Origin of the sequence: Empedobacter brevis, assembly GCF_965118635.1 — a bacterium.
In the GTDB taxonomy this organism is placed as follows: domain Bacteria; phylum Bacteroidota; class Bacteroidia; order Flavobacteriales; family Weeksellaceae; genus Empedobacter; species Empedobacter brevis_A.
The window spans coordinates 16,313-35,534 of the sequence record NZ_CBCPHV010000015.1; the positions used below are offsets into that span (position 1 = coordinate 16,313).

A 19,222-nucleotide genomic window follows, 5' to 3' on the forward strand; every position below is an offset into this window, starting at 1 on the left:
AAAACTGTTAAATTACTTCTGGAAATAAAGTAGCTTTAACAGTTTAGAATTTATATCTTTTAATAAAAATAGTATTATCCTATTTTTCCTAAATTTTCTGCAATAGTTTCAATAAAAGAAGTTAATGGTTTCTTCGCCATCATTTCAATCATCATATTGAAATTCCCGTCAAAATCTAATGTTACATCAGACGAATGATCATCAACTGCATCAATAGAAATTGTTAATGTATATTCAAATGCTGGAGCAGGAGATTCGAAAACAATTTTTGATGGTTCAACTGTTTCTTTCAAACGCATACCAACTTTTGGTAAAGCACCAACGCCAACTGTAAATCCTTTTCCAGATTCATGAATTTCGAACGATTTTGTGTCTTCAGGCATCAATTGTTCATAATTTTTCATATCCAACAAAAAATTATAAGCTTCTTGTTGATTTTTTGCAAAACGGACTTTATTTGTATTTACCTTCATATCCTTGTGAGTTTTTTTATAAATTTGTAACAAACCTTTCAAATGTACAAAGTTTTTTTTAATGAAAGTTTGTTAACTTTCAGTAACCAATCGAATCCTGAAGCAAAAAATATATTGTTTCAAAATGAAGCTCAATTCGATGAATCATTTCATCTTTTATCAACTAAAGCAGCAACGTTAGTTAATATTTTTAGTGAAGATATAGATCGTGTTTGGACAAAATTTTTAAAATATTATAAACATATACAAGCAGCAGGAGGTATTGTTCGAAATCCTCAAGATGATTACTTATTTATTTTCAGATTAGGAAAATGGGATTTACCGAAAGGAAAAATGGAAGAAGGAGAATCGCCAGAAGAATCTGCAATTCGTGAAATTGAAGAAGAATGTAGTTTAACAAATCTAGAACTGAAACGATTTTTAATGCCAACTTTTCACATTTATTTTTTGAGAGAATATATTGTGAAAGAAACATTTTGGTTCGAAGTTTTCTATAACGGAGTTGAATTGCCTTTGCCACAAACAGAAGAAGGAATAGAATCTGTAGAATGGAAAAAAGAAAGCGAAATCCCAGAATTGTTAAAAAATTCTTATCCGAATATCAAATTATTAATGAATAATTATTTATATTTGGACTAAATAAAATTCAATGAAAAAATATATATTAACATTCTCTGCTTTAATGTTTTTTGGATTGACAACAAATGCGCAAACAAAAAATGAATCGAAGGCTAAAACTGAAAAAGCTTCGAAAGTTCAATCTAAAATTTTAGAAAATGGAACCGCTAAAATAGAAGATTTGCAAGCTTATCAAGTTTTTGGGGAATCGTTTGATATAAAAAATACTTTGACAAAAGATGAACTTGGAAAGTTGTACGATAACATGAAAAATGGTGATTCATTAGAAAATGTACAATTTACTTCTACGATAGAATCTGTTTGTAAAAAGAAAGGTTGTTGGATGAAAGTTGATCTTGGAAAAGGTGAAGAACAATCATTTGTACGTTTCAAGGATTATGGATTTTTTATGCCATTAGATGGTGAAAAATCAAATGTTATTGTACATGGAAAAGCTTTTGTAAGCGAAATTTCTGTACAAAAATTGCGTCATATGCAGAAGATGCAGGACAATCGAAAGAAGAAATAGCGAAAATTACAAAACCTCAGTTACAATATAATTTTGAAGCTGATGGCGTTTATTTGAAACAAAATTGATATTTTTAATTAATATTTAGTCAAAACCTTTCTACATTTTTGGAAAGGTTTTTTTATGAAATTGATTCTATAAAAGATGACAAATTTATTTGAATTTAATCCAAATCAGTATTTTTCCTTAATTGGAAAATCGGTGAATGACGATTTATTTCAGTCATTTCAAGAAGAATTTGAATCAGAAGTTTCTGAGCGAAATATTTTTCAAGGAAAAATTATATTGTACAAAGAAAAAGGACTTTCTGTAAAAATTGTTGATGAAATAATTACTTCAATAAAATTTTATCTTTCTCCAAATCCAATTTGTAAAACTTATGAAGGAAAAATTATTTTTGGTTTACAGCGAATTACGGATGAAACACAAATTCGTAAGGATGAAAATTATAAACGAATTAAAGATAATGATCCAAATCGATTAACAAATAGTTATAAAAGAGAAAATTGCGTGTTTAGCTTTGATTCGATGACTGGCGAATTTCTTACGATTGAATTATTAAATGAATAATATTTCTTTTAATTAGCTTGTATTAACCATTCGTTAACCGTTCATTAACGGATATAAATTAATGTTTTCTAGAATTTTATAAAAAATAAAGATTATTTTAATTGCAGTTATTTTATCAACAACATATGCTTGTCAAGGACAAACAGCAACAGCATCTGCAAAAGCTAGAACATCAGAAAAAACGACACATTCCAGTGCTTCGATAAATGTGAGTGATAGTAACGAGGTTTATTCATATTCGGCAATATTTGATAAACAAAATTCGAAAACAGCATTAAAAGAAATAGAGAAAGCTTTTGGAAAGCCAATGATTGAAGGAAAGAATTATGTTTGGCGAGAAGGAAATTCATTAGAAATAAAAGCACGAGAAGGAAAAGTAACAATAGAATTTGAAAAAGGTTCTACAAAACTCTATGAAAAAGTAAAAGAATTAGGCGAATCGATTTCTGCTGTTGTAGGAAATAAGAAATAATTAGATAAAAAACGGAAGTCAAAATTAGGCTTCCGTTTTTATTGTTTTTAGAAATCTATTTAATCTTTATAAATCAAATATTTTGCTCTAATTTTCTTGAAAGCTTCCAAATCTTTTTGCCAAGTTGCTTTTATTTCTTCTTCCGATAAACCTGCTTCTATTTGTTTGCGCAATTCATCAGTTCCAGAAAGTTGATCAATCCACAATTTTTTACCATTCATTGTCCAAAAAGGTTGCTTTGTATTATTTTTATATGCATTAATTAACCATTTCAAATTGATGGCAGATTGATAAGGAACTTCGGATAAATCTTCTCCATAACAAACTTCATTTTTGAATTTCGGATTTGTAGCTCCAGGTTTTGAAGTTGGAATATATTCAAAAGGCATATTTTTAAGAAAAGGAGAACCATAAACCTGAAATTGAATATTCGTTCCGCGTCCTTCATTTACATTTGCTCCTTCGAATAAACAGGTGCTTGGATACAAATTAATCGCATGTGCATTTGGTAAATTTGGCGATGGTTTTACAGGTAAATCATACTTTGATTGATGTGTATAATTGATTAAAGGAACAATTTCCAAATCAGCTTTTACATTATTTGCTAGCCAACCTTCACCATTTATCATTTGTGCATATTCACCAATTGTCATTCCATAAACAATGGGAACATTGTGCATTCCAACAAAGGATTTATACTCGTTTTTCATTACAGGGCCGTCTACATAATGTCCGTTCGGATTTGGTCTGTCCAATACAATTACTTTTTTTCCATTTTCTGCTGCAGCTTCCAAAACATAATGTAAAGTAGAAATATAAGTATAAAAACGTGCTCCAACATCTTGCATATCAAAAATCAAAATATCTACATCAGCAATCTGATTTGCTTTTGGCTTTTTATTATCTCCATAAAGTGAAATAATAGGAAGATTAGTTTTTGCATCAACTCCAGATTTTACTCTTGCACCAGCATCGGCATCACCACGAAAACCATGCTCAGGTGAATAAAGTTTAACAACATTGATATTATTTTTTAATAATAAATCAACTGTATGCATCGTTGTTCCATCAATTGTTACAATTCCTGTTTGATTTGATACTAAACCAACTTTTTTATCTTTTAATTTTGAAAGATAGTTGGTTGTATTTTCTGCTCCAACAAGAATGGTTGAATGGTTTTCAATTGTTTTTGAGGTGTTATTTTGAGCTAAAATTGATCTAGAAAAGCTGAAAAAAATAACTGAACTAAGTAAACCAATTGATGTATATTTGACAAAGTTTTTCATTTCGTTTTGAATCATTTGAATTTAGACGAATTTAAAGCCTAAAATTAATTTTAATCTTATAAAAAGTATATAATTTGAGTTTTTCTTGGTGGTTTTCAAAAAAAATTGCGCTTGGTAAAAATACTAAAAATAACTTATCGAGTATTATTATTCGCGTAGGTCAAATTGCTGTAGCATTAGGTTTGATTGTATCTTTGGTAACAATTTCAACTGGTGTTGGTGCAAGAAAGGCAATCAAAGAAAAGTTAGCCGATTTTAATGGACATATAACAATTAGAAACTATAATAGTAATACATCTTTAAATTCTGATTCATTATCCCTTCATCAATCTTTTTATCCAAAGTTTAAATCCATTCCGGAAGTAGAACATGTTCAAGCAATAGCCAATAAAAGTGGCGTTATCCGAACAGATGAAAATTTTAGTGGCGTTGTTTTCAAAGGAGTTGGAACAGATTATGATTCAGTTCGTTTCGAAAAATTTATGGTAAAAGGACATTTTCCTCGTATCAATAAAGATTCTATTATGGATGAGGTTTTATTATCGAAAAAGATTGCAGATGAAATGAAATTAGACGTTGATAGTTCATTTGTAATGTATTTTATTCAAGGCGATACAAAACCAATTTATCGTCGATTTATTATTTCTGGATTGTTTAAAACAGATATCAAAAATTTTGACGACCAAATAATGCTTGGAGATATCAAACATATTCAACGATTAAATCGCTGGGATTCGACTACTGTTGGTGGTTTCGAATTATTTGTGAATGATGTCGAAAATATAGATGCTGTAGCCAAGCAAGTTCAGGAAAATATTCCGTATAATTTATACGCAGAATCAGCAACTTCTTCATTTGCTCAGATTAACGATTGGATTTCTATTTTCGATAAAAATATTGTCATTATTCTTTTTATCATGCTTTTTGTTGTGGTGATTAATATGGTGATGGTTTTATTGATTTTAATTTTAGAACGAACACATTCCATTGGTATTTTAAAAGCATTTGGAGCAACAAATTGGCGAATAAGAAAACTATTTATCAATTATGCGCTATTTATTATGTTACCAGGATTAATTGCTGGAAATGTAATAGGACTTGGATTATTATTCATTCAAAAATATTTCGAAATCATAAAACTTCCGGCAGAAAATTACTATTTATCAACAGCTCCAGTTTATTTAGATTTCGGAACAATTATTTTATTAAATGCGGGAGCTTTATTAGTTTCTGCAATTGTATTACTTTTGCCATCTTATATGATATCTAAAATTACACCTGCAAAAGCAATTAATTTTAGATAAAATTTAATGTTTTAATTTAAAAGTTTGAAAAAAATGAAATACGCAAACAATATATTAGAAACGATAGGAAATACACCTTTGGTTAAAATCAATAAGATTACAAAGGATTTACCTTGTACCGTTTTAGCTAAAGTAGAATATTTTAACCCAGGATCTTCTTGTAAAGATCGTATGGCGTTGAAAATGGTTGAAGATGCCGAAAAAGATGGTCGTTTGGTTCCAGGCGGAACAATTATCGAAGGTACTTCTGGTAATACAGGAATGGGATTGGCTTTGGCTGCTGTGATTAAAGGTTATAAATTAATTTGTGTAATTACAGACAAACAATCAAAAGAGAAAATGGACATTTTGCGCGCTGTTGGTGCAAAAGTTGTTGTCTGTCCTACAGATGTTGAGCCAGAAGATCCACGTTCTTATTATTCAGTTTCGAAACGTTTAGCACAAGAAACACCAAATGGTTGGTATGTTAACCAATATGATAATCCCTCAAATGCACAAGCAAATTATGAACAAACTGGACCAGAAATTTGGGAACAAACAGAAGGAAAAGTAACACATTTTATTGTTGGAGTAGGAACAGGAGGAACAATTTCTGGAGTTGGAAAATACTTGAAAGAAAAAAATCCAAACATTAAAATTTGGGGAGTTGATACATATGGATCAGTTTTCAAAAAATATAAAGAAACAGGAATTTTCGACGAAAACGAAGTATATTCTTATGTAACAGAAGGAATTGGTGAAGATATTTTACCAGAAAATGTGGATTTTGATATTATTGATGGATTTACAAAAGTTACGGATAAAGATGCTGCAGTTTATACACGTCGTTTAGCTTTAGAAGAAGGTTTATTTGTCGGAATGTCTTCAGGTTCTGCGATCAAAGGATTATTACAAATGAAAGACGAATTTGGACCAGATGACGTTGTTGTTGTCTTATTCCACGATTCAGGTTCTCGTTATGTTGGAAAAATCTTTAATGATGATTGGATGCGTGATAGAGGATATTTAGATGAAGAAGTTAAAACAGCAGTAGATTTAATCAAAGAACATGTAGATAAACCATTAATTAGTGTTCGTACAGAAGAATTAGCTTCTCATGCAATTGATCGTATGCGTCGTTTCAAAATTTCTCAAATTCCAGTAATGGATGTAAACGGAATTGTTGGTTCTTTAGACGAATCAGATTTGTTCCAAGCATTTTTAGAAGATCGAAATGTTGCAGATAAACCAATTCACGAAATCATGGGAAAACCTTATCCAATTGTAAAAGCTGGAACATCTATCGAAGAAGTTTCGAAGCTAATTACAAAGGATAATCAAGCTGTTTTAATAGAACTAGAAAATGGAAAATATCATATCATCACAAAATATGATATTATTAACTCGATTAAATAACAAAAATCCTATCTTTGAAGCGATATGGGAATTGTATTAAAAGGTCAGAATTTAGTAAAAGATTACGGTAAAAAACACGTCGTAAAAAATGTATCTTTTCAAGTAGAACAAGGAGAAATCATCGGATTATTAGGACCAAATGGTGCTGGTAAAACAACTTCTTTCTATATGATTGTTGGTTTGGTAAAAGCTACACAAGGAAAAGTATTTTTGGATAAACAAGATATTACAAACGATGCAATGTACAAACGTGCACAAAAAGGAATTGGATATCTAGCGCAAGAAGCTTCTGTTTTTCGAAAACTTTCTGTAGAAGATAATATCAAATCAGTTTTACAATTCACAAAACATTCGAAAAAAGAGCAACAAATGCGTACCGATGCTCTGATTGAAGAATTTTCATTGGAACATGTTCGCAAAAACCGTGGAGATTTGCTTTCTGGTGGAGAACGTCGTCGTTGCGAGATTGCTCGATGTTTAGCTACAGAGCCAAATTTTATTTTATTAGATGAACCTTTTGCCGGAGTTGATCCAATTGCGGTAGAAGATATTCAGAAGATTGTACGTTCCCTGAAAGATAAAAATATCGGAATCTTAATCACCGATCATAACGTATCACAAACGCTTGCAATTACGGATAAAACATATATTATGTTCGAGGGTAAAATCTTGAAAGAAGGTTCTCCAGAAGAATTGGCGAATGACGAAGATGTTCGTCGTGTTTATCTTGGAGAGAACTTTATGTATCAACAGATATAAATTAAGAATATATTATAAAAAAAAACCACTCAATTTTGAGTGGTTTTTTTGTTTATTCTATAAAAAGTAAATCTCCTTTTTGGTTAACAGCTTCTTTAAAATAAAGATAAACATCTTGTATATCAAAACGTCTAAAATTAATTGAGTTAGAAATATTTTGTTCAGGAAGCTGATAAATCATTTCAAAATTTAACATGTTACCAAAACCAGAACTCTCGATTTTTTCGACCAAAATTCCTAAAGACTCTAATCGATCTACCAACCGATTAATTTCCAAATCATTATGTTTCATAATCTCTAAAACTTACTATTAAAGCGGGTTCAAAGCTAAAACATAATTGATAAAAAAAGAAGAATAATTTAAAAATATGAATATTTAATTTACTTTTTTAAGTAAATTAGAAGTAGAAATTAACGAATAAAAAATGATGAAGAAAATTTTATTAATCATTTTATTAGCATCATTCTCAACCAAAGCTCAGTCAATTTCCAAGTGTGAAACAATTGCAGCAAAAGCTTTGTTCAATTCTGATTATGTAAAAGAATTAACAAAAGATTGGAATAAGTTAATCAGAGAAAACGGAGGAACAAATTATGGTTTACAACCTGTATCTATAGAAGATAATATTTACAGATTTGTTTTAGTTCAACATTATCCTGAGCGTGATTACAATGCAAATTGGTTTACAATAGATCTCACAAATAATAAAGTTTTTGAAGAAAGTATGGTCGATCCTGAATACAATAATTTTTTTAATTTGAAAATGAAGGATCAAGAAAAGTTAAAAAAATGTAAGAAATAAAAAAGCTGAAAATCAAACTTGATTTTCAGCTTCAAAAAATTACTTTTTAGCTTTTTTTGGCTGATTTTTCTTCTACCAATTCATCCTCATAATAATACTTTTTACGCGGACGTTTTACACCATAAGAGCCATTTACAATTTTTCCTCTTCTCGATTTTTTATCTCCTTTTCCCATCAATAAATGTTTTAAAATTAATAAATTCGATTACTTTCAATACAAGTTAATGAATTCAATTTAGTTGAACAAAATATTTACAATTCTTTATGAATTAAGCTAACTTTGCGACATCATTTGACGTGATGAAATGTTAATTTTCAAAATATATAAAATGAGTAGAAATACAGACGAAAATAAAAAAAAACATAAGAAAAAGTTAAATCAAAAAAAACGTAAAGCACAAGAAGCCGAAGCCGAACGTAAAGCTCGATTAAAAACAATTAATCAGCAATTTAACGATCAAAAAACATCAGAAACCGAAAAATAATGATAAAAATTCTACATACAGCCGATTGGCATTTGGGTAAAAAATTAGATAGTTTTTCTCGATTAGAAGAACAAATTCTAGTGATGAATGAAGTTGTCGAAATTGCAGATCAAGAACAGGTCGATTTAGTTCTAATTGCAGGAGATTTATTCGATAATTTTAATCCAAGTATAGAAGCTGTAGAATTATTTTATAAAACATTAAAAAGACTCTCTAATAACGGAAAACGTCCTGTTGTTGCTATTGCAGGAAATCACGATTCGCCAAGTCTTATTGATGCTCCAGATCCATTGGCGCGTGAATGTGGAATTATTTTAATAGGTTATCCTAATGCTAAAATTCAGGAATTTGAATTAAATGATTTCAAAATTTCAAAATCCGTAGAAGGAATGATTGAATTGAAATTAAATGCTTTCGATTTTCCAATTCGAATAATTCACACGCCTTATGCAAATGAAGTTCGTTTGAAACAATATTTTGGTGAAAACAAAGAAGATGCACTGAATGAAGTTTTAGCAACAAATTGGAAAAATATTGCTAATGAATATTGCGATGAAAATGGAGTGAATTTGTTGATGGCGCATTTATATATGAACAAAAAAGGTGCTGAACTATTAGAAGAACCAGAAGGTGAAAAACCAATTAAAATAGGAAATGCAGATATGATTTTTTCCGAAGCTATTCCTTCACAAATTCAATATACGGCGCTCGGACATTTACATGGTTTTAAGAATATAGGAACGGAAGAAAAACCTGTTGTTTATAGTTCTTCGCCTTTGTGTTATAGTTTTTCCGAAGCTGGTCAGAACAAATATGTTTCGATTATAGAAGCGGGACCAAATCAAAATATTTCGTATAAAAAAATAGAATTGAAGAATGGAAAACCGCTTATTCGTAAAACTTTTGACGATATAAATGTTGCTGTTCAATGGTTGAATGAAAATCAAGATGCTTTGGTTGAATTAACTTTAGAAAGTGATTCTTTTCTAAAAGCAGACGAACGAAAATTAATTTATCAATCGCATGCAGGAATCATTCATCTTATTCCAAAAATAAAAAATCAAGAGATCGAAACGGTTGAATATAAGTTTGCCGATCAAACAAAAGATATGAAAGAACTATTTGCAGATTATTTCAAATCGAAGAATGGAAATCAAGAACCAAATGATGAAATAAAAGAGTTGTTTAACGAAATCTTGAATGGAAATTCTCGAATGTAGAAGCCGAATAATTTTGTTGGTAGGATTGTCATTCCGACGTTAGGAGGAATCTAAGATTTTTCATTTCACACAAGCTACATTCAGAATGACAAAAAATAATGAAATAATGTTTCAAATTTCGTTAAAAACCTAAACTTAAAATACTATGCAAACGTTAGGAACACATAATTATTTCGTTTATATTCTAACCAATAAAACAAAAACTGTGTTGTATGTAGGAGTAACAAATAATTTGAAATTAAGATTATATCAACATTCAAATCCTAATATTTTTAGCAATGCATTTACAATGAAGTATAATTGTTATTTTTTAATTTATTATGAATGTTTTTCTGATATTAATGCAGCCATTTCAAGAGAAAAACAAATCAAAGGTTGGAATAGAAGTAAAAAAGAATTGTTAATTAATAATTTTAATTCTGAATGGAAATTTTTGAATGCAGAAATCGAATAGTTTTGTTGGTACGATTGTCATTCCGACGTTAGGAGGAATCTAAGATTCTTCATTTCGCATAAGCTACATTCAGAATGACAAGAAATAACGAAATCATGTTTCAAATTTCGTCCTAAAATATAAAACTTATTCTCAGCCTAAATTTTATTTAAAAACTAAAAAAATGATTCCAGTAAAATTAACCATAGAAGGACTTTATTCGTACCAAGAGCGACAAACAATCGATTTTTCTAATCTAACAGAAGCAGGATTATTTGGTATTTTCGGAAATGTAGGTTCTGGAAAATCATCAATTTTAGAAGCCATTATGTATGTTTTATATGGCGAAACCGAACGCTTAAATTCCAAAGATAAACGAGCATATAATATGATGAATTTAAAATCAAATTTATCATATATCGAGTTTGATTTCTATAATTTCGAGCAAAAATTATATCGAGCAACGCGCGAATTCAAACGAAATTCAAAACGTTTCGAAGATGTAAAATCGCCAACAGTTGTTTTTTATGAACAAAAAGACAATGAATGGATTCCGCTTAATCATACAAAAGCAGAAGAAATAATTGGTTTGAGTTACGAGAATTTCAAACGAACAATCATCATTCCGCAAGGACAATTCAAAGAATTTATTGAGTTGGGAGCAAAGGATCGAACGCAAATGATGAAAGAAATCTTCGGGCTTCATCGTTACGATTTACAAGATAAAGTTGCTGCTTTAAATGCTCAAAATTTAACGAATCTCAATCAATTAGAAGGAAAATTGACTGGTTTTGAAGAAGTTTCGGAAGAGAAAATAAAAGAACTTGAAGAAAATTGTATTCAACAAACGAATCTTTCGAATAAAATACAAGAAGAATATCATCAACTTAATGAATCTTTTCAACGCTTAAAAGCATTGAAATTAGATTTTGAAACGTTGAAACAAAAGAAAACTGATTTTGAAAAAATTTCAGTTCAAAAAGAAAAAAATGATCAGCGAAAAATAGAACTTGAACATTATGAATTAATTTTCAATGTATTTTCTCAACTTTTAGAAAATCACAAAAAAGTTTCAAATCAGATTGAAGAAAAGTCAACTTTAGTTGATAATCAACAAAAACAATTGGCTTTAATCGAAAATCAAATTAAAGAAATTTCTATTCAAATTGAAGCGATTAAAAATGATTATGAAGCTTTACCAACAAAAAGAAAAGAAGAAATTGATTTAGAATTAATTGTTCAAATTCTAACTTTTTCAGAAGAAATAGAAAAGCTGAAAGCTAGAACAGCAAAAGGATTGAAAGAAGTTGAAGATGTTCAGAAAAATGAACAGAAAATAGAATCTTCAATTAAAAATTCCGAGAAAGAATTAAAAGTTTTAGCAGCATCCAAAATAGATGCACAAACATTGATGGAAGTTGGAAATTGGTTTATTCAGAATAAAAATTTGCAAGAATCAATCAAAAAGCAACAAGAAAAAATTGAAAAACAAAAGCAACAAATAAATGTTTTTGAAACTGAATTGAAAGCTGAAAATATCGAAATTTCAACATTTGATGATTGGTTTAATTCTGAATTTCAAAAACTTGAATCAACAAAAAAAACAATCGAAAAACAACGAAATGAATTGGAAGTTCAGCAAAAATTGGCACATTTTGCACATAATTTGCACGAAGGCGAATCTTGTCCGCTTTGTGGCGCTTTAGAACATCCAAATATTGTTGAGGTTGACGATGTTTCTTCGAAATTTGAAGTTGTAAATAATGAGTTGAAGCAAGTTGAAGAAAACCTGAAATCGCTTCAGAAAAAACAAAATGAAATTCAGAAAATTATCGATCAAAAACTATTTGTAGAAAAGCAAATGGAACTAGAAAATAATGTTTTGAATGAAGCTGAAAATCAACTAAAAAATCATTCTAATTTATTTATTTGGAAAGATTTTGATTCGGAAAATGTTGCATTATTTGAAGAAAAAAAGAATGCTGCAATTGCTTTAGAGAAAACAATTTCGGATAAAAATAATGAAATCGAAATTTTTAGAAAAACCTTAGAAAAGGAACGTCAAGTTGTTGAGAAATATAAAAATGCTTTAGAAAAATTTAGATTAGAAGAAACCGAAAAAGCTTCTCAAATCAAACAAAATCAAGCAAATCTGAAAGTTTTAAAATTTGAAAATTTTCAAAATGAAACAACAGAAAATGTATTGAAAATATTGACTGATTTAAAAATAAATAATGCGAAGATTGAACAAAATTATAATCAATTTACAGAAAGTTTAAATCAATTAAACCCGAAATTAGCTTCTCAAAAAACTTCGATTGAATTACTTGAAAAACAATTTATTGAATTAAAAGAAGAATTAAATCAGATTCAAAATCAGATTGAAAAATCATTAGAAAAAAATCAAATTCAAAATATAGAAGAAGTTCAATTGGTTTTAAATCAAAATCTAAATATTCTTGAAATCAGAAATGAAATTGAAGATTTTAGAATTTTATATGAAACATTGAAAAGTTCTATTCTTGAATTAGAGAAAAAATTATCCGAAGTTTCTTTTGATGAAACAGCTTATAAAACGCAAGAAGAAAAATTGACTTTTGTTGCAAATGAATTGAAAGAAGCGACTGAAATTGTTACAAAAACAAAAACGGAAATCGAACGATTGACAAAATCTTTTGCAGAAAAGAAAGATTTGTTGCTTGAATTGGAGAAGTTGCAAAAAAGAGCTGCAAATTTACAAACGATGCGAAATTTGTTTAATTCAGCAGGATTTGTGCAATATGTTTCGTCGATTTATTTGAAACAATTGTGTGATAATGCAAATGTAAGATTTCATCGAATGACGAGAAATCAGCTGAGTTTGCAAATGAATGAAAACAATGATTTCGAAATTATAGATTATTTGAATGAAGGACGTTCGCGAAGTGTGAAAACGCTTTCTGGAGGACAATCTTTTCAGGTTTCATTGAGTTTGGCTTTGGCTTTGGCAGAAAGTGTGCAAACGAATGCGAAATCGGATAAGAATTTCTTTTTTATTGATGAAGGTTTCGGAACGCAAGATGCAGATGCTGTAAATATTGTTTTTGAAACGTTGATGAGTTTGCAAAAAGAAAACCGAATTGTGGGAATTATTTCTCATGTAGACGAGCTGAAAGATAGAATTCCAGTTGCGTTGCAAATTACAAAAGATGAAGAAAAAGGAAGTTTGATAGAAGTTATCTCATAAAAAAAGTCCTCTTTTGAGGACTTTTTTGTGTTTTATAAACTTTCTATTTTTATTGTTTTTAATAATTCGGGCAAAACAGCATTTGGAAATTCTTGTTGTGCTTCTATTAGCAAAGGTTTATAATCGTGATAACGATTAGAAAAATGTCCTAAAACTAATTTTTTTACATTGGCTTGTTTTGCAATCATTCCAGCTTCTTTTGCGGTTGTATGTCCAGTATAAACAGCCAAATCTTTTAATTCGTGTAAGAAAGTTGATTCGTGATACAACAAATCAACATCTTGAATAATTGGAACAATATCTGGTTTATATTTTGTATCTGAACAATATGCATAACTCAAAGATTTTTGTGCGTCAAATGTTAAATAATCATTTGGGATTATTTCTCCAGAAGCTAATGTAAAATCTTTTCCGTTTTTTAAATTTTGATAATCGCAAATTTCAATTTCTGGAAATTCTTGAATTGTATCCATATTCAATTTTCGAGGTTTTGGTTTTTCTCGAAATAGATAACCGTTTGTATAAACTCTGTGATTAAGCGGAATAGAATAAACTTCGACTTTATCATCTTCAAAAACTAAAACAGATTCTTTTGTATGCAATTCATTAAAAATAATATCAAATGAATTATTAGATTCTGTTAATCGTAATTGTGTTGTAATAAATTCTTCGATTCCTTTTGGACCATGAATGTATAAAGGTGTATCGCGGCCAAGTAATTGAAGTGTGGATATTAATCCAATCAATCCAAAAACATGATCGCCATGTAAATGTGATATAAAAATGTGGTTTATTCGGTTGAATTTTGCTTTTGCTTTTCGCAATTGGACTTGCGTTCCTTCTCCACAATCAATTAAAAAATAACGTTCCGCTATGTTTAATAATTGAGCAGTAGGATGCGTAAAAGCAGTTGGTAATGCCGAATTGAAACCTAATATTGTTAGTTGTAAACTCAATTTACGTTTAGATTAGTTAAAAAATTGTTTAATTTTTCGACAGCTTTTCCTCGATGACTAATTGCATTTTTTTCTTCTGCACTCATTTGAGCAAAAGAGGTTGAAAAACCATCTGGAATAAAAATAGGATCATAACCAAAACCATTGTCTCCCATAACTTCTGTTGCAATAGTTCCGTTTACTCTTCCTTCGAAAAAATATTCCTTTCCTTCCAAAATTAAACAGAAAATAGAAATAAAATAAGCTTTTCGGTTAGTTTTTCCTTCTAATTCTTTCAAAGCTTTTGCAATATTATCTTCATCTTTTCCTGTTCCTGCATATCTAGCTGAATAAACGCCAGGAGCACCATTCAATGCTTCGATAACTAAACCAGAATCATCGGCAAAGATATTTTTCCCTGTTTTATCAAAAATAGTTTTTGCTTTTAGTTGAGCATTTTCCTCGAATGTTGTTCCGGTTTCTTCAATTTCATCAAAAAAATTAATGTCATTCAAAGATTTCATTGCTAAGTAAGAAGGTAACATTTTTGTAACTTCTTTTACTTTATTATCGTTATGTGTGGCAAAAATTAATTCCATTTATATAGTTTTTTGTTCTGTATTTTTGATTAATAGATAAACGGAAAAAATTCCGATAAGTGTCATTCCTCCAATTAATAAATAATCTCTTTGTGCAAAAACTTCTCCTTCCATATTGCCTTGTGCCAACATTAAAGAATAAGAAAGTGTATTATTTAAGAAATGTAATAACATAGGCAAAAACAACGATTTTGTGCGATAATAAACAATTCCAAAAATAATTCCTAAAAGTCCAGCTCCTATAAATTGCCAAGGATTCATGTGTGCACAACCAAAGATAAAACCATTGATTAAGATAGCTGTTGTAGGATTTACATTAAAATTTAGCATTCCTTTCAGAATAATTCCTCTAAAAATAATTTCTTCGAAAATAGGTGCTAAAATACAAACCATGATAAATCCAGCAATTTTGTAATCTAATATCATTTCAAAAGAAGCTTGGAAAGTCTTATAAATTCCTTCCAAAGGTCCTGTTGTAGGAATCAAGCTTGTAAAAACTTCTGCTAAAGGCAAGAGAAATAACCAGCAAGCAACTGCTAAAATAAGCTGAAGAGGAGTAAAGGAATGTTTGATATCTTTTAGAATTGTTGAGAATTTAGTATTTGTCAACATCAATAGAATAACAATTGCAGAAATTGTTCCTGCAAAAAATCCTAAAGGTAAAAGAATGTGATTAAGAGGTTTGTAAAAAAGTGCAGGAATAGAAATAACTCCGCCTACAAATTGCATCATAATAACGGCAATAAGACTATAGAAAAGTGCTCTTCCTATACCAAATCTTAATTTGTTTTCCTTCTTAGTAACAAACTCTTCAAAAGGCGATATATTATTCATGATGATAAGGTTTACCTTGCAAGATACTAAATCCACGATAAATTTGTTCTGTTAAAAACAAACGAACCATTTGATGCGTAAATGTCATATTGGATAAAGACATTTTTTTGTTTCCACGATTGTAAACAGATTCATCAAAACCATAAGGTCCACCAATAACAAATACAAGATTTTTTACGGATTGATTCATGTAATTTTGAATATTATCAGCAAATTGTTTCGAAGTAGGTTGTTTGCCTTTTTCATCTAAAATAATGACAAAATCAGTATTGACAATCTTGCTCAAAATTTGTTCAGCTTCTTTTTGTTTTTGTTGAATTTCGGACAAATTTTTACGATTTTTGATGTCAGGAATTTCAATTCTTTGATAATTAATATGTGAAGGCAATCGATTTTCATACTTTTGCAGAAGCATTTCGATGGCTTTTTCGTCTGTTTTACCGATACAAATAGTCGTAATATTCATTCAAAATTATTTATTGAGACAAAAATATGCGCATTCTACAAGATTTTAAAACATATACAGGAATAAATTATTTTCGAGATTGGTCGAAAACAAAAATGATGAACAAAAAAACGGGCATCACTGTATATGATTTTTTGAAAGTTTTTTGGATTCGCGTTATGAAAGGGAATTTCCCTTTGCGTTCGGCGGCAGTTTCTTGGATTTTATTTTTTAGTATGTTTCCGTTTCTGCTTTTCTTGTTCAGCGTTTTGCCTCATTTAGCTTATTATCAAGAGATAAAAAACTTATTGTTTACACAGCTTTTACCACAACTTTTGCCAAAACATGTGAGTAATGAAGTGATTTCGTATATTGACAAAACGACTGCTTTGCAAGGGAAACGTAAAGTAAATTATTTTCTGATTTTGATTACAATTTTTATGTCTTCAAATGGGATTCAGGGAATTATAAACGGATTTAATGTTTCTTATCAAGATATTTATGTAAAACGTAAAAATTCGAAGTCGAGAATGATCTCGATAATTTTAACATTGTTTTTTACAGCGTTTATTGTGTTACAGGTTTTTTTATCGTATTCAACATCAATTATTTGGAAATATTTATCGAATGTTTCTTCTTTAAGTAAACTTGGTCAGTTTTCCTATTTAATCAATTATTTTTCGGTATTTATCTTCTACTTTGTTTCAATGTGTATGTTGTATTACTTTGGTCCAAATCACAAAAAATCGCGTAGTACAGTAATGCCTGGTGCGTTATTAACGTCGCTTTTGTTTTTATTGACAGTAATAGGTTTTAACTCGTATTTAAGTTATTTTACAAATATTGATTTATTGTATGGTTCGCTTGGATTAGTCATGATTATGATGATTTTTGTCTACATCAATGTTATTCTAATGTTAGTTGGTTATGAATTGAATATGTCAATCAATTACACCAAAAACTACGAAGATGTTAATCATATAGACAATAATCATTTTATTGATTTAGATAAAGCTTAACGCTCATTTAAAAGATGACCACACGTTTTGCAATAGATTGCACCATCTAAGTGATAATCATCTCCACAATTAGGGCATCTTTGTGTATTCGTAGGAATCTCGTCTTTACTTTTAGAAGCTTTATTCATTTCCATTGTCACAATACTTGTAGGAACGGCAATGACACCGTAACCAATAATCATAACAACAGAAGCTAGAAATTGACCCAAACCAGTAACAGGAGAAATATCACCATAACCAACTGTCGTTAACGTAACAATTGCCCAATAAATACTGATTGGAATACTTGTAAAACCAGATTCTGGATGATCGTGTTCAACCATATACATGATAGAACCGATAACAACAACAATTAATATTACAAATGATAAGAAAACGATAATTTTATCTTTACTTTCCTTCAATCCAAGTACCAAAACATTTTTTCCACGAGTGAAACGTGTAAGATTAAAAATTCTGAAAATACGTAGCAATCGTAAAATACGAACACTTGATAAATACTTGCTTGCAGGGAAGAATAATCCTAAATAGAAAGGTAAAATAGATAACAAGTCGATAATACCATAGAAACTAAAAATATAGCGCCAACGATTTTTTACACAATAAATTCGAAGCAAATATTCGATGGTAAATAACGAAGTTAAAATCCATTCTAAAGAGACTAATACAGTGTGATGTCGAGCATTAATTGCTGGAATTGATTCTAGCATTACTAAACCAACACTCAATAAGATTAGCAGCAATATTGAAATGTCGAAAAGCTTTCCGTAAGGCGTATCAGCTTCAAAAATAATATCGAAGATTTTTTGTTTTAGCTTCTTTTCTTCATCAGCTCCCATTCTTTTTAGATAAGGAAATCGACCTTTAAACATTGATTTATATTTTTTAAAGAGCTAAATTAGGAAAAAAAATTCTATGAATATTTTATTGACAGGCGGAAGTGGATTAATTGGTTCAGAATTAACAAAGATTTTAATTGATAATGGGCATAAAGTCCGGATTCTGACGAGAAAAAAAGAAATTGAGCATCCTTTTTATCATTGGGATAAAGATAAAATAGATGAGAAAGTTTTTGAAGATTTGGACGGAATTATTCATTTGGCAGGAAGTTCAATTGCCGAAAGATGGTCACAATCTTATAAGGAAGAAATTGTCTCAAGTCGAGTAGATACAGCGAATTTACTTTTTGAATATGTGAAAAAATTAAACGTGGATTTAAAATTTTTTATTTCAGCATCTGGAGTTGGATATTACGGACAAATAACTTCGGATAAGATTTTCAAAGAGACAGATGAACCAAATACTGATTTTTTAGCAAAAGTTTGTATCGCATGGGAAAAAGCAGCTTATCAATTCGAAAAAATTGGAGCAAGAGTAGTTTGTCTTAGAACTTCGCTCGTATTATCTAAAAAAGGAGGTAGTTTCAAATTATTAAAAAAACCTATTCAACTTGGAGTGGGAGCAAACCTTGGAGATGGAAAACAATGGATGCCTTGGATTCATATTAATGATTTGTTGCAAATGTACGCTCAAGCTGTAGACAATGAAAACCTTCATGGTAGTTATAATGCATCATCACCTGAATATATAAATCACTCAGATTTCAATCATGCAGTAGCAAAAAAAATGAATAAACCTTTTTTTATGCCTAATATTCCAGCTTGTGTAATGAAATTTGCTCTTGGAGAAATGAGCTGTTTAGTTTTAAATGGTTCTCGAATTGATGCTAATAAAATTCAAGAAACAGGATTCAAATTTGAATATCCATCATTACAAATAGCTTTGGAAGAATTAATATAAAGAATACTATAAAATTT

At 29.6% G+C, this 19,222-nt stretch carries 23 protein-coding genes; 14 read left to right on the forward strand and 9 right to left on the reverse strand.

Going from position 1 to position 19,222, the window contains the following annotated elements; translation table 11 throughout:
* Positions 1 to 74: 74 nt before the first annotated feature.
* The gene (locus tag ACMHJW_RS13440; RefSeq protein ID WP_413533919.1) at positions 75 to 473 is read right to left on the reverse strand and encodes a hypothetical protein; all 399 of its coding nucleotides are present in this window, start codon (positions 471 to 473) and stop codon (positions 75 to 77) included.
* A 42-nt stretch (positions 474 to 515) separates the two neighbouring features.
* Between ACMHJW_RS13440 and ACMHJW_RS13445 the strand changes: the two genes are divergently transcribed.
* From ACMHJW_RS13445 to ACMHJW_RS13460, 4 genes are all read left to right on the forward strand, one after another.
* On the forward strand, positions 516 to 1,112 hold the full coding sequence (locus tag ACMHJW_RS13445; RefSeq protein WP_413533920.1) for an NUDIX hydrolase: 597 nt from the start codon (positions 516 to 518) through the stop codon (positions 1,110 to 1,112).
* 10 nt (positions 1,113 to 1,122) lie between these two features.
* The gene (locus ACMHJW_RS13450) at positions 1,123 to 1,620 is read left to right on the forward strand and encodes a DUF4920 domain-containing protein (protein WP_413533921.1); all 498 of its coding nucleotides are present in this window, start codon (positions 1,123 to 1,125) and stop codon (positions 1,618 to 1,620) included.
* A 144-nt stretch (positions 1,621 to 1,764) separates the two neighbouring features.
* Positions 1,765 to 2,190, forward strand: coding sequence for a hypothetical protein (locus ACMHJW_RS13455; protein WP_413533922.1), 426 nt, complete (start codon positions 1,765 to 1,767; stop codon positions 2,188 to 2,190).
* A gap of 208 nt (positions 2,191 to 2,398) precedes the next feature.
* Positions 2,399 to 2,662: a hypothetical protein gene (locus tag ACMHJW_RS13460; protein WP_413533923.1), complete on the forward strand. Its 264-nt coding sequence runs from the start codon at positions 2,399 to 2,401 to the stop codon at positions 2,660 to 2,662.
* Positions 2,663 to 2,721: 59 nt separating this feature from the next.
* Here the strand turns inward: ACMHJW_RS13460 and ACMHJW_RS13465 are convergent, their stop codons facing one another.
* On the reverse strand, positions 2,722 to 3,963 hold the full coding sequence (locus tag ACMHJW_RS13465) for an exo-beta-N-acetylmuramidase NamZ domain-containing protein (protein ID WP_413533924.1): 1,242 nt from the start codon (positions 3,961 to 3,963) through the stop codon (positions 2,722 to 2,724).
* A gap of 59 nt (positions 3,964 to 4,022) precedes the next feature.
* Here ACMHJW_RS13465 and ACMHJW_RS13470 point away from each other — a divergent pair, with 59 nt between their 5' ends.
* Genes ACMHJW_RS13470 through lptB form a run of 3 tightly spaced genes read left to right on the forward strand, consistent with a single transcriptional unit; the run spans position 4,023 to position 7,406 of the window.
* Positions 4,023 to 5,252, forward strand: coding sequence for an ABC transporter permease (locus tag ACMHJW_RS13470; RefSeq protein WP_413533925.1), 1,230 nt, complete (start codon positions 4,023 to 4,025; stop codon positions 5,250 to 5,252).
* Positions 5,253 to 5,285: 33 nt separating this feature from the next.
* Positions 5,286 to 6,647 (forward strand): pyridoxal-phosphate dependent enzyme, encoded by a 1,362-nt coding sequence (locus ACMHJW_RS13475; protein WP_413533926.1) that lies wholly within the window; start codon positions 5,286 to 5,288, stop codon positions 6,645 to 6,647.
* A gap of 30 nt (positions 6,648 to 6,677) precedes the next feature.
* Positions 6,678 to 7,406, forward strand: a complete 729-nt coding sequence (gene lptB / locus ACMHJW_RS13480; RefSeq protein ID WP_125348857.1) for an LPS export ABC transporter ATP-binding protein — start codon at positions 6,678 to 6,680, stop codon at positions 7,404 to 7,406.
* A gap of 52 nt (positions 7,407 to 7,458) precedes the next feature.
* Here the strand turns inward: lptB and ACMHJW_RS13485 are convergent, their stop codons facing one another.
* Entirely contained in the window at positions 7,459 to 7,698 is a 240-nt protein-coding gene (locus tag ACMHJW_RS13485; protein ID WP_413533927.1) for a hypothetical protein, read from the reverse strand.
* A 136-nt stretch (positions 7,699 to 7,834) separates the two neighbouring features.
* Here ACMHJW_RS13485 and ACMHJW_RS13490 point away from each other — a divergent pair, with 136 nt between their 5' ends.
* Positions 7,835 to 8,209, forward strand: a complete 375-nt coding sequence (locus tag ACMHJW_RS13490; protein ID WP_413533928.1) for a hypothetical protein — start codon at positions 7,835 to 7,837, stop codon at positions 8,207 to 8,209.
* Positions 8,210 to 8,255: 46 nt separating this feature from the next.
* Here the strand turns inward: ACMHJW_RS13490 and ACMHJW_RS13495 are convergent, their stop codons facing one another.
* Positions 8,256 to 8,384: a 30S ribosomal protein THX gene (locus ACMHJW_RS13495; RefSeq protein ID WP_413533929.1), complete on the reverse strand. Its 129-nt coding sequence runs from the start codon at positions 8,382 to 8,384 to the stop codon at positions 8,256 to 8,258.
* Between the two features lie 154 nt (positions 8,385 to 8,538).
* On the opposite strand from ACMHJW_RS13495, the gene ACMHJW_RS13500 reads away from it, so the two are divergent.
* From ACMHJW_RS13500 to ACMHJW_RS13515, 4 genes are all read left to right on the forward strand, one after another.
* Positions 8,539 to 8,694 carry a hypothetical protein gene (locus ACMHJW_RS13500; RefSeq protein WP_413533930.1) on the forward strand — a complete coding sequence of 52 codons (156 nt, stop codon included), beginning with the start codon at positions 8,539 to 8,541 and terminating at the stop codon, positions 8,692 to 8,694.
* A 2-nt stretch (positions 8,695 to 8,696) separates the two neighbouring features.
* Positions 8,697 to 9,914 carry a metallophosphoesterase family protein gene (locus ACMHJW_RS13505; RefSeq protein WP_413533953.1) on the forward strand — a complete coding sequence of 406 codons (1,218 nt, stop codon included), beginning with the start codon at positions 8,697 to 8,699 and terminating at the stop codon, positions 9,912 to 9,914.
* 145 nt (positions 9,915 to 10,059) lie between these two features.
* On the forward strand, positions 10,060 to 10,368 hold the full coding sequence (locus ACMHJW_RS13510; RefSeq protein WP_413533931.1) for a GIY-YIG nuclease family protein: 309 nt from the start codon (positions 10,060 to 10,062) through the stop codon (positions 10,366 to 10,368).
* A 163-nt stretch (positions 10,369 to 10,531) separates the two neighbouring features.
* Positions 10,532 to 13,573 (forward strand): AAA family ATPase, encoded by a 3,042-nt coding sequence (locus ACMHJW_RS13515; RefSeq protein WP_413533932.1) that lies wholly within the window; start codon positions 10,532 to 10,534, stop codon positions 13,571 to 13,573.
* Between the two features lie 32 nt (positions 13,574 to 13,605).
* Here the strand turns inward: ACMHJW_RS13515 and ACMHJW_RS13520 are convergent, their stop codons facing one another.
* Genes ACMHJW_RS13520 through rlmH form a run of 4 tightly spaced genes read right to left on the reverse strand, consistent with a single transcriptional unit; the run spans position 13,606 to position 16,407 of the window.
* Positions 13,606 to 14,529, reverse strand: a complete 924-nt coding sequence (locus tag ACMHJW_RS13520; RefSeq protein ID WP_413533933.1) for a ribonuclease Z — start codon at positions 14,527 to 14,529, stop codon at positions 13,606 to 13,608.
* Positions 14,526 to 15,107: an RdgB/HAM1 family non-canonical purine NTP pyrophosphatase gene (gene rdgB / locus ACMHJW_RS13525; RefSeq protein ID WP_413533934.1), complete on the reverse strand. Its 582-nt coding sequence runs from the start codon at positions 15,105 to 15,107 to the stop codon at positions 14,526 to 14,528. Before rdgB ends, ACMHJW_RS13520 begins: the two co-directional genes overlap by 4 nt.
* Entirely contained in the window at positions 15,108 to 15,941 is an 834-nt protein-coding gene (locus ACMHJW_RS13530; protein WP_413533935.1) for a CPBP family intramembrane glutamic endopeptidase, read from the reverse strand.
* Entirely contained in the window at positions 15,934 to 16,407 is a 474-nt protein-coding gene (gene rlmH / locus ACMHJW_RS13535; protein WP_413533936.1) for a 23S rRNA (pseudouridine(1915)-N(3))-methyltransferase RlmH, read from the reverse strand. Before rlmH ends, ACMHJW_RS13530 begins: the two co-directional genes overlap by 8 nt.
* A 26-nt stretch (positions 16,408 to 16,433) precedes the next feature.
* Between rlmH and ACMHJW_RS13540 the strand changes: the two genes are divergently transcribed.
* A complete protein-coding gene (locus ACMHJW_RS13540) occupies positions 16,434 to 17,405 on the forward strand; it encodes a YihY/virulence factor BrkB family protein (RefSeq protein ID WP_413533937.1) in 972 nt (323 codons plus the stop codon).
* Here ACMHJW_RS13540 and ACMHJW_RS13545 read toward each other — a convergent pair.
* The gene (locus ACMHJW_RS13545; protein WP_413533938.1) at positions 17,402 to 18,277 is read right to left on the reverse strand and encodes an ion transporter; all 876 of its coding nucleotides are present in this window, start codon (positions 18,275 to 18,277) and stop codon (positions 17,402 to 17,404) included. The two genes, ACMHJW_RS13540 and ACMHJW_RS13545, sit on opposite strands and share 4 nt — an antisense overlap.
* Before the next feature lie 43 nt (positions 18,278 to 18,320).
* Between ACMHJW_RS13545 and ACMHJW_RS13550 the strand changes: the two genes are divergently transcribed.
* Positions 18,321 to 19,205, forward strand: coding sequence for a TIGR01777 family oxidoreductase (locus ACMHJW_RS13550; RefSeq protein ID WP_413533939.1), 885 nt, complete (start codon positions 18,321 to 18,323; stop codon positions 19,203 to 19,205).
* Positions 19,206 to 19,222 lie beyond the last annotated feature (17 nt).

Excerpts from the sequence above, each read along its gene's own strand:
- ACMHJW_RS13440 (WP_413533919.1), bottom strand. The coding sequence starts at position 473 with ATGAAGGTAAATACAAATAAAGTCCGTTTTGCAAAAAATCAACAAGAA.
- ACMHJW_RS13445 (WP_413533920.1), top strand. The coding sequence starts at position 516 with ATGTACAAAGTTTTTTTTAATGAAAGTTTGTTAACTTTCAGTAACCAA.
- ACMHJW_RS13450 (WP_413533921.1), top strand. The coding sequence starts at position 1,123 with ATGAAAAAATATATATTAACATTCTCTGCTTTAATGTTTTTTGGATTG.
- ACMHJW_RS13455 (WP_413533922.1), top strand. The coding sequence starts at position 1,765 with ATGACAAATTTATTTGAATTTAATCCAAATCAGTATTTTTCCTTAATT.
- ACMHJW_RS13465 (WP_413533924.1), bottom strand. The coding sequence starts at position 3,963 with ATGATTCAAAACGAAATGAAAAACTTTGTCAAATATACATCAATTGGT.
- ACMHJW_RS13475 (WP_413533926.1), top strand. The coding sequence starts at position 5,286 with ATGAAATACGCAAACAATATATTAGAAACGATAGGAAATACACCTTTG.
- ACMHJW_RS13485 (WP_413533927.1), bottom strand. The coding sequence starts at position 7,698 with ATGAAACATAATGATTTGGAAATTAATCGGTTGGTAGATCGATTAGAG.
- ACMHJW_RS13490 (WP_413533928.1), top strand. The coding sequence starts at position 7,835 with ATGAAGAAAATTTTATTAATCATTTTATTAGCATCATTCTCAACCAAA.
- ACMHJW_RS13495 (WP_413533929.1), bottom strand. The coding sequence starts at position 8,384 with ATGGGAAAAGGAGATAAAAAATCGAGAAGAGGAAAAATTGTAAATGGC.
- ACMHJW_RS13500 (WP_413533930.1), top strand. The coding sequence starts at position 8,539 with ATGAGTAGAAATACAGACGAAAATAAAAAAAAACATAAGAAAAAGTTA.
- ACMHJW_RS13510 (WP_413533931.1), top strand. The coding sequence starts at position 10,060 with ATGCAAACGTTAGGAACACATAATTATTTCGTTTATATTCTAACCAAT.
- ACMHJW_RS13515 (WP_413533932.1), top strand. The coding sequence starts at position 10,532 with ATGATTCCAGTAAAATTAACCATAGAAGGACTTTATTCGTACCAAGAG.
- rdgB (WP_413533934.1), bottom strand. The coding sequence starts at position 15,107 with ATGGAATTAATTTTTGCCACACATAACGATAATAAAGTAAAAGAAGTT.
- ACMHJW_RS13530 (WP_413533935.1), bottom strand. The coding sequence starts at position 15,941 with ATGAATAATATATCGCCTTTTGAAGAGTTTGTTACTAAGAAGGAAAAC.
- rlmH (WP_413533936.1), bottom strand. The coding sequence starts at position 16,407 with ATGAATATTACGACTATTTGTATCGGTAAAACAGACGAAAAAGCCATC.
- ACMHJW_RS13540 (WP_413533937.1), top strand. The coding sequence starts at position 16,434 with ATGCGCATTCTACAAGATTTTAAAACATATACAGGAATAAATTATTTT.
- ACMHJW_RS13545 (WP_413533938.1), bottom strand. The coding sequence starts at position 18,277 with ATGTTTAAAGGTCGATTTCCTTATCTAAAAAGAATGGGAGCTGATGAA.
- ACMHJW_RS13550 (WP_413533939.1), top strand. The coding sequence starts at position 18,321 with ATGAATATTTTATTGACAGGCGGAAGTGGATTAATTGGTTCAGAATTA.